This window comes from Candidatus Nomurabacteria bacterium (genome assembly GCA_020631905.1).
In the GTDB taxonomy this organism is placed as follows: Bacteria; Patescibacteriota; Saccharimonadia; order Saccharimonadales; family VXPC01; genus JACKGQ01.
In genome coordinates, this window is the sequence record JACKGQ010000001.1 from 421,424 (window position 1) to 436,332 (window position 14,909).

General features: G+C 45.3%; 16 protein-coding genes. 14 read left to right on the forward strand and 2 right to left on the reverse strand.

Annotated elements, in window-relative coordinates; translation table 11 throughout:
* Nucleotides 1-60 precede the first annotated feature (60 nt).
* Both rpsB and tsf read left to right on the forward strand, forming a co-directional pair.
* A complete protein-coding gene (gene rpsB, locus H6798_02200; GenBank protein ID MCB9821324.1) occupies nucleotides 61-810 on the forward strand; it encodes a 30S ribosomal protein S2 in 750 nt (249 codons plus the stop codon).
* Nucleotides 810-1,409: a translation elongation factor Ts gene (gene tsf, locus H6798_02205; protein ID MCB9821325.1), complete on the forward strand. Its 600-nt coding sequence runs from the start codon at nucleotides 810-812 to the stop codon at nucleotides 1,407-1,409. The genes rpsB and tsf overlap by 1 nt, the downstream gene beginning before the upstream one ends.
* Before the next feature lie 710 nt (nucleotides 1,410-2,119).
* Here tsf and H6798_02210 read toward each other — a convergent pair.
* Nucleotides 2,120-2,632, reverse strand: coding sequence for a hypothetical protein (locus H6798_02210; protein ID MCB9821326.1), 513 nt, complete (start codon nucleotides 2,630-2,632; stop codon nucleotides 2,120-2,122).
* A 266-nt stretch (nucleotides 2,633-2,898) separates the two neighbouring features.
* Between H6798_02210 and H6798_02215 the strand changes: the two genes are divergently transcribed.
* The 12 genes from H6798_02215 to H6798_02270 all read left to right on the forward strand — a co-directional run bounded on the left by H6798_02215 (nucleotide 2,899) and on the right by H6798_02270 (nucleotide 14,501).
* Nucleotides 2,899-3,972, forward strand: coding sequence for a hypothetical protein (locus H6798_02215; GenBank protein ID MCB9821327.1), 1,074 nt, complete (start codon nucleotides 2,899-2,901; stop codon nucleotides 3,970-3,972).
* Between the two features lie 77 nt (nucleotides 3,973-4,049).
* Entirely contained in the window at nucleotides 4,050-4,601 is a 552-nt protein-coding gene (gene frr, locus H6798_02220) for a ribosome recycling factor (protein MCB9821328.1), read from the forward strand.
* A gap of 39 nt (nucleotides 4,602-4,640) precedes the next feature.
* A complete protein-coding gene (locus H6798_02225; GenBank protein MCB9821329.1) occupies nucleotides 4,641-4,997 on the forward strand; it encodes a four helix bundle protein in 357 nt (118 codons plus the stop codon).
* Nucleotides 4,994-5,713, forward strand: a complete 720-nt coding sequence (gene uppS / locus H6798_02230; protein ID MCB9821330.1) for a di-trans,poly-cis-decaprenylcistransferase — start codon at nucleotides 4,994-4,996, stop codon at nucleotides 5,711-5,713. Before H6798_02225 ends, uppS begins: the two co-directional genes overlap by 4 nt.
* Complete coding sequence (locus H6798_02235) at nucleotides 5,714-6,898, forward strand: site-2 protease family protein (GenBank protein ID MCB9821331.1); 1,185 nt, start codon at nucleotides 5,714-5,716, stop codon at nucleotides 6,896-6,898.
* Nucleotides 6,876-7,592: a CPBP family intramembrane metalloprotease gene (locus tag H6798_02240; protein MCB9821332.1), complete on the forward strand. Its 717-nt coding sequence runs from the start codon at nucleotides 6,876-6,878 to the stop codon at nucleotides 7,590-7,592. Before H6798_02235 ends, H6798_02240 begins: the two co-directional genes overlap by 23 nt.
* Nucleotides 7,593-7,649: 57 nt before the next feature.
* The gene (locus tag H6798_02245) at nucleotides 7,650-9,359 is read left to right on the forward strand and encodes a proline--tRNA ligase (protein ID MCB9821333.1); all 1,710 of its coding nucleotides are present in this window, start codon (nucleotides 7,650-7,652) and stop codon (nucleotides 9,357-9,359) included.
* A 123-nt stretch (nucleotides 9,360-9,482) separates the two neighbouring features.
* Nucleotides 9,483-9,938: a transcription elongation factor GreA gene (greA, locus tag H6798_02250; protein MCB9821334.1), complete on the forward strand. Its 456-nt coding sequence runs from the start codon at nucleotides 9,483-9,485 to the stop codon at nucleotides 9,936-9,938.
* Between the two features lie 80 nt (nucleotides 9,939-10,018).
* Complete coding sequence (locus tag H6798_02255; GenBank protein ID MCB9821335.1) at nucleotides 10,019-11,980, forward strand: DUF2000 family protein; 1,962 nt, start codon at nucleotides 10,019-10,021, stop codon at nucleotides 11,978-11,980.
* A 46-nt stretch (nucleotides 11,981-12,026) separates the two neighbouring features.
* On the forward strand, nucleotides 12,027-12,773 hold the full coding sequence (locus H6798_02260) for a hypothetical protein (GenBank protein MCB9821336.1): 747 nt from the start codon (nucleotides 12,027-12,029) through the stop codon (nucleotides 12,771-12,773).
* 278 nt (nucleotides 12,774-13,051) lie between these two features.
* Entirely contained in the window at nucleotides 13,052-13,798 is a 747-nt protein-coding gene (heR, locus tag H6798_02265; GenBank protein ID MCB9821337.1) for a heliorhodopsin HeR, read from the forward strand.
* A gap of 67 nt (nucleotides 13,799-13,865) precedes the next feature.
* Entirely contained in the window at nucleotides 13,866-14,501 is a 636-nt protein-coding gene (locus H6798_02270; protein ID MCB9821338.1) for a haloacid dehalogenase-like hydrolase, read from the forward strand.
* 48 nt (nucleotides 14,502-14,549) lie between these two features.
* On the opposite strand, the gene H6798_02275 is transcribed toward H6798_02270, so the two are convergent.
* Nucleotides 14,550-14,879, reverse strand: coding sequence for a hypothetical protein (locus H6798_02275; GenBank protein ID MCB9821339.1), 330 nt, complete (start codon nucleotides 14,877-14,879; stop codon nucleotides 14,550-14,552).
* Nucleotides 14,880-14,909: the final 30 nt, after the last annotated feature.

Genomic DNA, 14,909 nt, shown 5'->3' on the forward strand with positions numbered 1-14,909 from the left:
CAAGAACTGTACCCTGAATCGAGAACAAGACATACTCCTCATCAAGAAAGGAAACCCTAGATGAGCTCTAAAGTAGACGTAGATATCAAGGCTTTGCTGGAAGCCGGTTCACATTTCGGACACAAAACCAGTCGCTGGCACCCAAAAATGGCCCAGTACATTCATAGTAAACGAGGTGGTAGCCATATCATCGACTTAGCCAAAACTGTCGATTCGCTCGAAGAAGCTTTAGGTGCAATTTCTAAAGCGACTAGCCACGGCAAAAAAGTACTATTTGTAGGCACAAAACGCCAAGCCAAAGAAATTCTTCGTAAGGCAGCCGAATCGGTCGATATGCCTTATGTGGTCGAACGCTGGATGGGTGGTATGTTGACCAACCAAAAAACCATCGGAGCCCAGATCAAAAAGCTTAAAGATCACGAAGCCAAAATGGCTTCGGGTGAGTATGTTAATCGATACAACAAGCTCGAAGTTCAGAGAATTCAAGAAGATATCGATCGTGGCAATATGTACTATGGTGGTATCAAGGACATGGTAACTCTACCTGGTATCGTTTTTGTGTCCGATATGATTACCGATATCACGGCCATTCGTGAGGCCAACAAACTTGGTATACCGGTTGTTGCTATCGCCGACACGAATACAGATCCAACTACTGTCAAATACCCAATCCCAGCCAACGACGATGCTATCAAGTCGATTGAGTTAATAACTGGATATATTGTTAAGGCGATTGAGCTTGGTAAGGCCAGCAGCAAAGCTGCGCCATCAGCAACCAAAGAAACCGAAGCCAAAGAGGGGGACAACTAATGGCGAAAATCGACATATCGGAAGTTAAGAGATTGCGCGAGTTAACAGGTGTCGGCATAACTGATGCCAAGAAAGCTCTCGAAGAAACCAATGGCGATTTCGACAAAGCCCTCGAAGCTATGCGCGTAAAGGGACTTGCAAAGGCCGATAAGCGCAGTGAGCGCGAGGCTCGTAATGGTGTGGTTGGTAGCTATGTTCACAGCGATCGGATTGGTGTAATTGTCGAAGTTAATTGCGAGACCGACTTTGTGGCTCGTAACGAAGAGTTCACTAGTTTTGTTAAAGATGTAGCCATGCATATCGCCGCGAGCAGCCCGCTGTACGTAACCCGCGAAGAAGTACCGGCCGATGTAGTTGCCAAAGAGCAAGCACTAGTCGAAGCCGAGCTCAAAGAGAGCGGCAAACCCGCCGAAATGATTGCCAAAATAGCCGAAGGCAAGATGGACAAATGGTACGATCAGGTATGTTTACTAAACCAAGCTTATATTAAGAATCCCGATCAGACGGTTGGAGACTATCTTAAAGAGCGCATTGCTAAACTAGGCGAGAACATCGTTGTCCGCCGCTTTAGCCGTATTCAACTTGGCGAAGTCGAATAGACTAAGCCTCAGCACCGCCAAAAAGACCCATATATTTGGGTCTTTTTGCTATGAAATTAAAAAAGTTCATATGATGCTCGAAATTTAATTTAAATTTAATTTAAATTAAATTTATAACCAGCGCACAAAACACTAATTAAACGTGCGGTTATTGGTAGTGGTTAAGTAACAGTAGGGGAGGTGGTGCGGTCTTTGGAGAGAAGTTACAGTTAACTTTTTAAAACGCAAAGCTTTCCACCCATTTCTTTTATTTATGTACAGACAAACAATCCCTACCTTTTTCTAGAAAAAGGTAACAAAAAGCTTCTCAGCCAGAACTAGATCTTAGATCTCGGATCTTAGAGCTAACTCACATACTTAAGCTCAGTAAGCTTGCTAATCTCGGGTTTGGGTTCATAAAGATCCGTTTAGGTTTATCTGAAAGTTTAAGTCAATCTTATACTTCTGAGGACTACCAGGTTAGCGATAGCTAAACTTTCCGCAAGAACAGATTTAAACTTATAGATAAAACTAGTAGTGATCTTCATTCTACCCAAGAGCTTTTGTAATACTTTTGGCGGGCAAAAGTATTAAAGATACATTTTCGCTTTACATCCGCTAGCTAGCGGAAAGCTCATCAGTTACAGTTTAACTGTAATAATGTATTCACAAGGAGAACACTGCCACCGGCTCATTCGCTATTGCTAGCGAAGAGCCGGTGGCAGGTGCAGTCACGAGGCGGTGATGTCGCCTCGACTGTTGTGGCTGCGGTCGAACAGGTTGGCCACGTTCGAGCCGTATTGGGCCCGCAGCTGGTCCCGCAGGTCGGTGTCGTTTGTCGGACGGATCTTGCGTAGCGCAGCACTGTTTACCTGGCCGTTCATCAGCTGCCGGCGACGCTCGCTGAGCACCTGCCAGAGCTGCCGCCCGGCGGCGCTGACGCGCGTCGGCTGGATCACGGTCATACGACCGAAGATCAGCCAGAGCACGCCGGCAATCGCCAGACGCTGCAGTGTCAGCTCGCCGATGTCGGTGGCGCCAGTCAGAAGCGGACTCCACTCGGGCATGGGCTGGTAGGTCCAGTCTGTGGCGTAGTCGAGCAGCGCCCAGGCGGCCACGAACTTCCACGCTTCGTGGAAGAGCATCGCCAGCGTGCTGAGCACGCCGAAGATATAGATCATCGCAGTGACGGCAGCCGCCACTGCGATGATCAGGAACTCGGGGCCTGTCAGCAGGTCGAGCATGGTGTTTCTCCTTGTGGTGTGCGTCGACGGGTAGGCAAGACGCCCAACCTCACTAATCGAACAAACATATTATAGCACAAAGTAATAAAAAAGTAAATCAGTGCACTAATTTCGATAGGTAAAATGCCATAGCTCTAGACTATGCAAAGCCTTAAACAAACATTGACAAACCGTAAAGCTTATGCTAATATGTATGCATACTTATTACATACAAAAAGTATTAAACAGTTAAGCAAAAAATAAAAAGAAATTTTAGGTAAGCAAAAATGAGCGAAACAGCACCACAATCTAACTACGAACAAGAACTCGACAAAGCCATTGGAGACATGGCAGGATTCGATCAGCATCGAAGGGCTGGTTTTGCGCCGGGTAGGTTCGATAATAGGGGTTTTGGCAATGTCTATGCAGATGCGAGTCAGGACGCCAGCACACTAACATATGGCGACATTACGGGTGGTGAGGGGCAGCCTAAAATTGTAGGAGATTTGTATTTAGCACACACTGACAATGCTGGCTACGGCTATGATCACGACATACTAGTAGACAGAAGTGGTGGGAGTGGCGCAACAGTCGATGAATATGTTGCAAAACACGACGGCGACGTAACTATCGAGCGGATTGATCGTAACACCGGGCAGACAGTTTATGAATCAAAATTATCCGGCGAGAAGGCGGCCAAAGCTAAAGAAATTTTAACCCGATTAGCACTACGCTATGCGAACGAAAAAATCGAAGCTTCCAACGACCCTGAGTTAGTTCAAAAATATGTCGACGAAGCATTCGAACATGTTGAAGCCCAAGTTGAAGATGAACGTAAAGACTTGCGTAGTGGTGACGAAAAACAAATCCGGGCGGACGCACTTTTGTATCCCGAGACTCATCATTTAGCAAAGCTTGAGGAAAACGACGCCCAGTCATGGGGCCGTGAGATAGCTTATGTGTTAAAAGAGGATCCACTATATATAGAGCGAGCTTTGCCTCAACTCGAGGCGGCTAGCCCAGAGACCGTCGAACAGCTCAAGGATATGATAAAAAATAAACTACGACTTCAGCGAGCTGCCAAATATACGCTGAGTAGACACAAAGAGTACTCTACAGCTAGTCAGCTGTATAGCGTGCTCGAGCAGCTTGGGGTTAAAGTTGGTCGTTACGATAGGCTAAGTAACCCTGCACTCGAGTCTCAGATAAACGATCTTGCTACAAGGTTAAAGACAAACATGAAGGTTAGGCGCGTTCTCGAGGGTACATTTCGTTCAGCTTCGTCTAGAGTAAATTATCGTCGCCGAAATGCCCCAAGCAATCATCTGGCAAACGATAGCCCCACGCAGCTAGCCGCCTAGCGATCAACCAGATCTTAGCGAATTGCAAAGATTGTTCGTGCTATAATATTAGTCTATTAAGGAGTTATTTTGGTTTTATGGATGGTCAACAATACGTAGTTTCTGCTAGTAAAAAGTTTAACGAGTCGGTCGAGCATTTCGAAGCCGAGGCCTCGAAAGTTCGAACTGGTAGAGCTCACCCGAGTATGCTCGACGGCATTATGGTCGAAGCTTACGGTACCGAAATGCCACTGATTCAGTGTGGTAGTATTAGCGTCCCCGAAAATACATTGCTCCAGATTACTCCATTCGATCCAAATAACATCCAGGCTATTAGTGCGGCAATTCGCAACGATCAACAGCTGGGCCTCAACCCAAGCGACGATGGTCGAGTTGTACGCGTGCCGGTACCGCCGCTAACTAGTGAGCGTCGTCAACAACTTGTTAAAGTGCTCAACGAAAAGAAGGAAGATGCCTTTATTAGTATGCGTACATCACGCCATGACGCCCTAAAAGAAATCAAAGATAATGTGCCAAGCCAAGACGAAGCCAAGCGTCTCGAAACTCAAGTCGACGAAGCTATGAACAAAGCTAAAAACCAAATCGAAACTGTAGCCAAAACCAAAGAGCAGGAAATCCTTACAGTCTAATTTCCTAGATCTTGGATCTTAGAGCTCAGAGCTTAGAGTATGTCGACCTACGATTATAAAAAACTAGAAGTCTGGCAGCGTTCCATGAAATTTGTAGTAGCAGTATATTCGGTGTGCGAAAAACTACCCGACTACGAGAAATATTCATTAGCAGATCAGCTTCGAAGAGCTAGCGTATCGATCCCGTCGAATATTGCAGAGGGACAAAAGCGTGCCAATAAAAAGGAAACTGTTCAGTTTACTTATGTTGCCATTAGCTCGCTAGCAGAAGTTGAGACGCAGCTGATACTTGCAAGTAGACTTCACGGCGTAAAAACAGATGATTTATTAACAGAATGTGAGATAATTGGCCGCATGCTCACAGCACTAACAAACTCTTTGAAGAGGATAAAATGAGCCTCCAAGATCCAAGATCTAAGATCAAAGATCTAATTCCAAAGCATATTGGGATTATCTTAGATGGTAATCGGCGGTGGGCCGAAGAAAACGGTTTACCGACAATGGAAGGCCACCGAAAAGGTGCCGACAATATCGAGTTCGTTGCCGAAGCCTTGTTTGATAAAGGTGTCGAGTATGTGTCTTTATTTGTATTTTCTACCGAAAACTGGAAACGGACTACCGAGGAAGTTGGCTATCTGATGAAGTTATTTGTAAAGCTGTTCAAAAAAGACAGCCAGCGTTTGATTGATCGAGGTTATCGAATTCTGTTTGCCGGACGACGTGATGGCAAGATTAACAAAGATATAAGTGAGGCAATCGAAGATCTCGAAGACAGTTCTAAAAATGGTAAGAATGGCACACTTGTTTTTTGCTTCAACTACGGCGGCACAACCGAGATAGTCGATGCGGTTAAAGGTATTGTTGAGTCTGGCATAAATCCCGAAGATATCGATGAGCAAACATTGTCCGAAAACATGTATCAACCAGAAGTCCCACCAATCGATCTGCTGGTGCGGACAAGCGGCGAACAAAGAATCAGTGGTTTTCAGCTATGGCGAGCAGCTTATGCAGAACTGTTGTTTATTGATAAACACTGGCCAGATTTTAGTCCGGCCGATGCTACAATGATTATCGATGAATTTTCGGCGCGTAACCGGCGGTTTGGAGGCTAAGTGAATATATTTCTGATTATCCTTGGGCTTGTATTATTTCAGTTACTAGTAATACTGCATGAATATGGTCATTTTTTGATTGCCAAGCGCAATGGTGTAGATGTTGAAGAGTTTGGTTTAGGCTTTCCACCAAAGATTGCCGGCAAAACAATGGGCAAGGGCATCTTCCGGGGTTACTACACAATCAATTGGTTGCCATTGGGTGGATTCGTGCGCCTTAAAGGCGAAAACGATAATGCAAAGGGTAAGCGTACCTATGGTGGATCGAGCTTAAAAGTCAAAGCAAAAATTATTCTTGCTGGTGTAGCCGTTAACTACATAATTGCCGTAATTTTATTTACGATTCTTGCCGCCGTCGGTATCCCTAAACTCCTGCCTCTAGAGCCAATCACAACCGACCAACAGTTCACCGTGGCGCGCGATACAAAGATTATCGACCAGCGGACTTACATTAACTATGTCGACAATAATTCGCCGGCGGCAATTGCCGGAGTCGAACAGGGCGATAAGCTGTTAAAAATTGGCGAGACCCAGATCAATAGCTACGAAGACTTAAAAGCCACAACTCCGCTTTATGCTGGGCAGACGGTGAATGTTGTCCTCGAGCGAGGTGGCACCGAACTCGTAAAACCGGTAAGCTTTATAAGTGAAGACGAGCATAGTCAAAGTGTTCAAGAATTTGACTCATGTATGACGAGCGGCGCGACAGATTGCGCTACCCCGAAAGGCTATTTTGGAGTGCTATCACAAGATTTTGTACTCCAGCGAAGCACCTGGTCGTCACCGATCACAGGCGTTGTCTTGAGCGCTCAGTATACAAAAGTCACTTTTCAAGGAATATGGCACGCAATTAGTGCACTTTTTAGCGGCAACACTCAAGAAGCCGAGAACTCGGTGGCTGGTCCGCTAGGTATATTTTTTGTAATCAAGCAGAGCGCTAATTATGGGCTAAGATTCTTACTGATGTTTATTGCCACGATATCTCTAACCCTGGCGATTATGAACAGTCTGCCGATTCCGGCTCTAGACGGTGGCCGTCTAATGCTCACAGTCTTGTTTAGAAAAGTGCTTAAAAAACCTCTTACAAAAAGCCTCGAAGAGCGAATTGTCGGCTCGAGTATGGCTGCATTGTTGGCATTAATGCTATTAATCACGATTGTCGATGTCCGTAGATTCATTCTATAAATCCAAGAAGTTCTTTGCACTAGTAACCGTGTTAACTGCGACTGCAATCTATTTTGTTGGTCAGTTTGTAGCCGCATTTGTATATTTAGCACTGACCAAAAACCAGCAAGTCGACCAGCTCGAGCCTTGGCAAACAACAGTTATCAGCCTAGCTTTTGGAGCGACTATTCTCGCCTGTATTTATTTAATTCTTAGAAGGCACGCCAAAACTCTTGCGGCGATGGCTCATAAACTGGGTATACGTAAGCCGACCAAAGAAACTTTTACTTATGCCTTACTAGGTTTTAGTGCCTACTTTGTGATCTTCTTAACCATAAGTATAGTCTTATCGCATTTTCAGCTAGTCGACTTAGAGCAAGCTCAAAAAACTGGTTTTGAGAATGTTTCGCAGCACAGCTTAGATATAGTTTATGCATTCTTAACTTTAGTGATAATCCCACCGTTTGTAGAAGAAGTGTTGTTTAGGGGGTTTTTGTTTCGTCGCCTCAAGGGCTTAGTAGGGGTAGTTGCGGCTGCACTAATTACTAGTGTTTTATTTGGAGTTGCACATTGGCAGTGGAATGTCGCCATCGACACGTTTGTGTTGTCGATGGTAATGATTTACGTTTTGCAGATACACGACAATCTGGTGGTAACAATGTTGATGCATATGCTCAAGAATATCTTGGCATTTCTAGTTATATTTCATGTTTAGCAACCTTTGTTTTTAAATGATATCTGATTTATACTTTCGATAAGTGGTTATACAAATATGAGATACAGTAAAGCATTTGGTAAAACATCTAAAAACGAGGGTACCGACCTAAGTGTAAAGTCGCACCGTTTATTAGTGCAGGCAGGATATATTCGGGAGTCGACAGCAGGCCGCTATTACTTACTCCCGCTAGGCATAAAAGTGCAACATAAAATCATCGCGATTATTAAAAAACATATGGATCAGGCTGGAGCACAACAACTCGTTACACCAACACTGCACCCGCTAGAGCTCTGGCAAGAAACTAATCGAGATAATGCAGCTGGTTACGAACTGACCTATGTTACTGATCGTCGAGGCGCAAAGTTTGCGCTTGGGGGCACAGCCGAAGAAATGATTGTCGATCTAGTGCGTAAGTTTAATATAAGCTACAAAGATCTACCTTTTAATGTCTATCAGTTTAGCTTGAAGTTTCGCGATGAAATGCGCGCTCGAGGTGGTTTATTGCGAGTTCGCGAATTTACCATGAAAGATGCTTATTCGTTTGGTAACGAAGAGCAATTCGAAGAAACTTATCAGACGATGCGCCAGACATATACAGATATTTTTAAAGAGCTGGGGCTCGAGACAGCAGTCGCAGAAGCCGATAGCGGTTATATCGGGGGCGAGTATTGTCATGAGTTTATCGCCGATGCCGAAGTGGGAGAGAGTACCTATTACACCGATGGTGAATATGTAGCTCACGAAGATGTTGCAGTCTTTGAACTCGAACCGCTTAATCTAGAAGAACCAGAAGCTGAGCTGAAAGAAGTTGACGCCGAGCGCGGTACAACTATGCAGGACGGTGCTGCAATGCACAATCTGCCGATGTGGCAGCAGATCAAAGATGTGATGTATGTAGACGAGGCCAATAATCGCTATATTTTAGCGGTTATACGGGGAGATTTTGAAGTTAACGAAACCAAGTTGATGCGAGGCTTGGGCCTGCACAATCTACGACTGGCCAACGAAGAAGAAATACGCGATGATATAGGTAGCGAACCCGGCTTCATTTCGCCGGTAAAGATATCTAAAACAACAAAATCTGGTCGACAGCTAATTGTTGTCGGCGACCCAAGCTTAAAAACTGTTAAGAATGCGTATGGCGGGGCCAATAGCAAAAATCGCGATTTGCTTAACATTAATTTTGGGCGCGACTATCAGTTAGATCAAGAGTTTGATATCGCCATGGCCCAAGCAGGCTTTAAGGCAAAATCTGGCAAACCTCTAGAAATGCGAAAAGGTGTAGAGGTGGGCAATATTTTTCAGCTTGGCTACCATTACTCAAACTTAATGAAAAATGCCGAGTTTACAAATCAACAAGGCTTTCGCCAGAAGTACTACATGGGTTGTTATGGGATTGGGGTTGAACGCACACTAGCTACAATCGCCGAAGTATACGCCGATGAGCATGGGCTTGTCTGGCCGGCGAACGTAGCTCCATACGAGGTTTATCTTGTAAGTATTGGCGATATACAAGACCGAGCCGATGATGTTTATGAGCAACTCACTAAAGCCGGAATAGATGTACTCTACGACGATCGCGATGTGCGGCCAGGCGAAAAAATGGCCGACGCGGATTTATTAGGTATACCGATACGGCTCGTAATTAGTCCACGGAGCCTAGAAAGTGATCAAGTAGAAGTAAAGCTGCGCACCAGTGCTGAATCCGAACTTGTCGAGCTTAAATCATTAATCAAACATATACATCAACTGCTTTCAAAGTAGTTTTTTGGTTGTATAAAATAAAGCTGTACAACCGGCATTTGCTAGTGTAGACTGAAGCGCTAATAAACTACTTTGAGCCAGATACGTGGGGACATCGCTGAGTTGTTAAATAGGAGTATTATTATGAATAAACAGTTTCACTTAACCAAAGACGGAATCGAAGAGCTAAATGCAGAAATCAAGCAGCTGATGAGTCGGCGAGTGGAAATCGCCGAAGCTATTAATATTGCGCGCCAACAGGGCGACTTGTCCGAGAATGCCGAATACACTGCTGCAAAATCCGACCAAGAACGTACTGAAAAGCGAATTGCCGAAATCGATCACATCCTAAAGAACGTGGCAGTTATTAAGCAGCGTAAATCCGACAAAGTTGTGCTAGGTTCGGTGGTTGAATTAAAAAATGCAGAAGGTAAAGCCACTTTTACAGTTGTCGGGACAGTTGAGGCTGATCCGCTTTCTGGCAAAGTAAGCGATGTCTCGCCAATCGGTAGTGCACTTTTGGGTAAATCAGTTGGTGATGACGTCGAGATCGTCTTGCCGAGCAAAACCAAGAAATATAAGGTCGCAAGCATCAGCTAGCGGTTATAGTTTTTGTATTACTTAGACCAGCTAGCAGTAGCTGGTCTATAAAGTTTAAGTAAGGTAGAATAAGGCGAACTATGGCAACACTCAAAGAATATCGAGACGAGCAGTTAGCAAAAGTATCAAGACTACGCGAAATGGGTATAGATCCGTATCCAGCCAAGAGCTTTCGCGATACTCAGGTTTCTGAAATCATTAACAACCCAGAATCAAAGATGGGCCAAGGTGTCTGTATAGCCGGTAGGTTAGTTGCACATCGTCAGCACGGCAAGGTTCAATTCATCGACCTAGAAGATTCCGGGGCCACAATCCAGGTGATAGTGCACGATGGCTCACTCCAACCAGAGTATCCAAAAGGCTTACTTGGTTTTGCAGATCTAGGCTTATTAACGCGAGGTGATTTTGTAGAGGTAGCTGGGGTAGTAGCCAACAGCCAAACCGGTCAACTCTCGATCGAGGCCAAAGGCGTGCGCATATTAACCAAAGTACTCCGACCACTGCCAGACAAGCTCGACGACAAAGAATCACGCCTACGCCGACGTTACCTCGACATGGCGGTTAACCCAGAAGTTCGTGAGCGATTTGTTCGTCGGAGCAAGTTTTGGCAAGCAACTCGTAATTTTTTAAACGGTGAAGGTTTTACTGAAATCAATATTCCTGTACTCGAGCATACGACTGGTGGGGCAGATGCCAACCCATTCGTAACTCATATGGACGCGCTTGGCGAAGACTTTTATCTGCGGATTAGCCATGAGTTGCCACTCAAGCGGTTACTGGGAGCTGGTTTTACTAAGGTTTACGACATAGGCCCACGCTTCCGCAACGAAAACTATAGTGATGAACATTTACCCGAACATGTAGCTATGGAATGGTACTGGGCTTATGCCAACTGGGAAGATGGCATGCAACTAACTCAGAGAATGGTGCGCTACATTGCCGACAACACTTGGGGAACCCGCCAATTTACGCTAGCCAACGGTATGCAAATCGATCTAGGCGCCGACGATCAAGATTGGCCAAAAATAAGTTTTGTTGGCTTACTCCAAGAAAAATATGGTCTAGATGTGCACACATGCAGCCTCGAAGAAGCAGTAGCCAAACTCAAAGAAGTTGGTGGCGAGGTCGAGAAAGTCGAAAACCGCAGCCGGGTAATCGATAAACTTTGGAAACTCGAACGCATTAAAATTGCCGGGCCGGCATTTCTGATTGAAGTACCTGATTTCTTGCAGCCGCTCGCCAAACTCAACAATTCCGACAACCGTTCAAGTGAACAGTTCAACCTAATGCTGGGTGGCAGCGAAGCTTGCAAAGCATATAGTGAGCTTAACGATCCGCTAGATCAATATGGTCGGTTTGTGCAGCAACAGCAGATGCGTCAGGCGGGTGACGACGAGGCGATGATGATGGATGTCGACTTTGTCGAGATGCTCGAGTATGGCATGCCGCCGGCATGTGGCTATGGCAATAGCGAGCGATTATTTTGGATGCTCGAAGGTGTAACCGCCCGCGAAGGTGTCGTGTTCCCACAACTTCGCAGGGAAGTTGACGAGACAACTAAGGGCATTTACCCCGAAGTATATGCTGCCGATGGTTTGCTCGCCAATGCCAGTGGCCGCGAGCAGGACTTTACCAAAAGGATAGTCGCGGTGGTCAACAAGCAACTAGAGTCATGGCAAGTAGCCAACACGGCCGCCCATATGAGCGCCTACCATGCTCACAAAATGGCCAAAGACGAATTTGATAGTGGTGAGTTTTTTGTAACAAAAGATAACCACATGTTGCCCCGCAACAGCCAGCACCCAATCCTTATCAAGAAAGCCGAGCTCAAAGAGCTACACAAGCTGTACAACAAAGCCAAAGAAGCAGGTATCCGGCTGCATGTATTTATAAAAGAGATGATCGATACAAATAGTGATGCCGAGATAGTTGAGTCGCTCAAATATCAAACAATCGACGAAGTAGTAATCTATGGTATCGCGCTGTATGGCGAAAACGAAACGGTCAATAATCTAACTAAGCATTTCCAGCTCTGGAACTAAAAGCCTAAGCTTTCAATATATACTGTTTTGGTATAAAATATAAGTTATGTCAAGAGAGCATGATGAACATATGCCCGAGCAGTCAGGTCACGATCACGATGTCGATGATAGATTGCCTTGCGCCGATCAACACCAGCATCAACACGACCATGCCGAGGCCGGCCATAGCCATAGTTTGTCCGATATCACGCTCGATGAAGCCGAAGGCCACTTACGAGATGATGCAAGGGTTCTGAGCGCAGTTGGCGGTGCGGCTGTTGTTAGCGAAGCAGTCGGTTTGTCGTATCTAAAAACAGTTTTTTCGCTGGGGGGTGAAGATGCCTGGTGGGTAATTCGTAATGCTCGCAAAGCCTGGCGCAATGAAACAGGTAACCGCTGGCGAAAACTAAATGCTGCTTTCCAGGCAAGCAAAATATCTTTAGCTACAGTTGTGGCAGTTTCGGCATTTGCCGCACCGGTTGTCGAGTACATGGTCGACCACTCGCCGAAGCTTGCGACCACTGGTGTTTTTTGTGCTGCCGCAACTGCAACTTCCACAGTCGCACTAATCGAAGATGCCCGAAATGATCGCCTAAATCATGTGCATACAGACATAGCAGAAATGCACGCGCGCCAGTTTCGCACAGAGGGCATAATTGGTACGTATGTTCTTGGTTTTGCAGGCTACGAACTTATTGGTAATGGCAACCCAATCTATATGGCAATTGTCGGCGGCACAGACTGTTTATGGACAGGCTTTCGTAGTTGGCGATATGTTTCTAGAGTTTCTGAGCTGCACAATCAGACACGATAATTAGCCAGCTAGTAATACAGATGAGTTTAATGTAAACTATTATTCGAATTAAGGGGATATTATTAATTATGGCTTCGTCCAAACGTACGACTACTAAAAAACCTAGCACAGCACGACCAAAAGCTGCCAAAAAACCAGCTGCGAGCAAGACAGCCGCTGTCAAAACAACTTCTAAAAAACCAGTTGCAAAAACGGTAGCAAAAAAAGTAACCAGCAAAACAACTGCTACTAAGGTAGCAAAACCTGCAGCTAAAAAGAAAAACGCTACAGATAAGTTTATGCAACTAAAACAGTGGAACCTAGCCCTAGGTGTACTTCATGCTGCTCAAGCAGTAGCGGTGTTTTTACTGGCCAAGGATTTCCGAGTGCCTTTTAGAACAGAATATCTAACGTTTAACGAAGCTACACAGAGTTTAGAGTCGGCTTCGCGTTTGCTATTCGAACTACCGCTAGCTTGGCTAATTGTGGCCTTTTTCGCGATGAGCTCGATAGCCCATTTTGTAATTGCCGGACCTTGGTTTAAAAAATATAAAGCTGATTTAGAAAAAGGTATGAACCGTGCTCGCTGGGTAGAGTACGCTGTAAGCGCCAGTACGATGATGGTCGCGATCGCAGCATTAGTTGGTGTAGTTAGTTTACCACTAGCCTTTAGCATGTTTGCATTAACTGCAGTCATGAACTTACTTGGTTTAGTTATGGAAACGCACAATCAGGGTCAAGCCAAACCAAATTGGCTGAGTTATTGGGTTGGCACAATTGCCGGCTTAGTACCTTGGCTTGTTGTTGCCAGCTACTTTGTTAGTAACTGGTTTTATGGCAGTGGCAATCCGCCAACCTTTGTTTACATTATTTTTGTAAGCATTTTTGTAGCCTTTAGTAGTTTTGCAGTTAATATGTGGTTGCAGTACAAAAAGAAAGGCAAGTGGGCCGACTATCTTTACGGCGAAAAAGCCTATATGGTTCTTAGCCTTGTTGCCAAAAGCGCCTTAGCTTGGCAAATATTTGGCGGTACTTTGCGCCCATAAATATAGAGGATTATCTGCGGGTTAATGTAAGTTATTCAGGACATTATCTTTCTAAAGAGCGGTTTTAATGCAGAGATTTGCAGCTTTCGATATCGATCAGACGTTGTATGCGGGTACGCTAGCACATGATTTTGTTATCGAACTTATCAATCATGGCGTAATTCCGAGCGATCTAGAAGAGGTCCAAAAATATTTTACTAACACCTCGGATGAGGCACTAGTAAACGCACTCCAGCAAGCACAAAGTTTAGGCCAGATGTCGTTCAAAGATTATGTTCAGGTGGGCATAGATACGGCTGTGAGCGTCGCCATTAATACTAATCGTGCCGTCTATGACCTAATGCACAAAGCATGGGCAGTCGACGGCATGACAACCATTGCCATCTCGACTTCTCCGTATGCGGTCGTCAAACCATTTTGCGATAATGTTGGTCCATTTGAGTTTGTGATCGCGCCGATGGCTCAGAATATCGATGGATTTGTTGGACCAAGATCGATAATTCGTGCATCGGAGAGAACAAAAGGCGAGTGGCTACAGGGTTTGATTGACCTTTTTGGTTTTGTTTTAAAAGATAGTATTGCGATTGGTGATTCGGCTACAGACATAAGTATGCTTGAGCTTGTCGAGCGACCAATAGCCTATCGCCCAACGCCAGAACTTCGCCAGGTTGCCGAGGCTCGAGCTTGGGAGATCTGGAACTAATTTCATATAAAAAGAGAAAACCCCGGCCAACGAGTGGCCAAGGGCTCTCTAGTTGGTCGGGGCGTTGCGGTGTTCGCGAGCGTACTTCGATAGCAGGTAGAACATAATTCCAAGTCCATACCATGCACAGAAGAACATAGCTGCGCCGAACAAGTTTGATTCCGCAAGGCCTCCAAGGTAAACCGCAACCCCGAGCGGGATAAACGGTATGAAAGTGAACAAGAACAAGATCCACGAAATACCGTAGGTAAGCCTCCAGGGCAAACTACAGCCTTCCGCGTCTTTCGAATGCTGCCAGATGATGAAACAGAACAACCCCACCACCAGAAACAGGGCGACGATGTCCATTACCATATCCCAGATTTCTGAGGTGGTCACGCGAAATCTCCTTTTGTAAAAGAACACCTA

Coding starts and splice junctions, on each gene's coding strand:
- H6798_02270 (MCB9821338.1), top strand. CDS start 13,866: ATGCAGAGATTTGCAGCTTTCGATATCGATCAGACGTTGTATGCGGGT.
- uppS (MCB9821330.1), top strand. CDS start 4,994: ATGAGCCTCCAAGATCCAAGATCTAAGATCAAAGATCTAATTCCAAAG.
- H6798_02255 (MCB9821335.1), top strand. CDS start 10,019: ATGGCAACACTCAAAGAATATCGAGACGAGCAGTTAGCAAAAGTATCA.
- H6798_02225 (MCB9821329.1), top strand. CDS start 4,641: ATGTCGACCTACGATTATAAAAAACTAGAAGTCTGGCAGCGTTCCATG.
- H6798_02240 (MCB9821332.1), top strand. CDS start 6,876: ATGTCCGTAGATTCATTCTATAAATCCAAGAAGTTCTTTGCACTAGTA.
- H6798_02210 (MCB9821326.1), bottom strand. CDS start 2,632: ATGCTCGACCTGCTGACAGGCCCCGAGTTCCTGATCATCGCAGTGGCG.
- greA (MCB9821334.1), top strand. CDS start 9,483: ATGAATAAACAGTTTCACTTAACCAAAGACGGAATCGAAGAGCTAAAT.
- H6798_02215 (MCB9821327.1), top strand. CDS start 2,899: ATGAGCGAAACAGCACCACAATCTAACTACGAACAAGAACTCGACAAA.
- H6798_02260 (MCB9821336.1), top strand. CDS start 12,027: ATGTCAAGAGAGCATGATGAACATATGCCCGAGCAGTCAGGTCACGAT.
- tsf (MCB9821325.1), top strand. CDS start 810: ATGGCGAAAATCGACATATCGGAAGTTAAGAGATTGCGCGAGTTAACA.
- H6798_02245 (MCB9821333.1), top strand. CDS start 7,650: ATGAGATACAGTAAAGCATTTGGTAAAACATCTAAAAACGAGGGTACC.
- frr (MCB9821328.1), top strand. CDS start 4,050: ATGGATGGTCAACAATACGTAGTTTCTGCTAGTAAAAAGTTTAACGAG.
- heR (MCB9821337.1), top strand. CDS start 13,052: ATGCAACTAAAACAGTGGAACCTAGCCCTAGGTGTACTTCATGCTGCT.
- rpsB (MCB9821324.1), top strand. CDS start 61: ATGAGCTCTAAAGTAGACGTAGATATCAAGGCTTTGCTGGAAGCCGGT.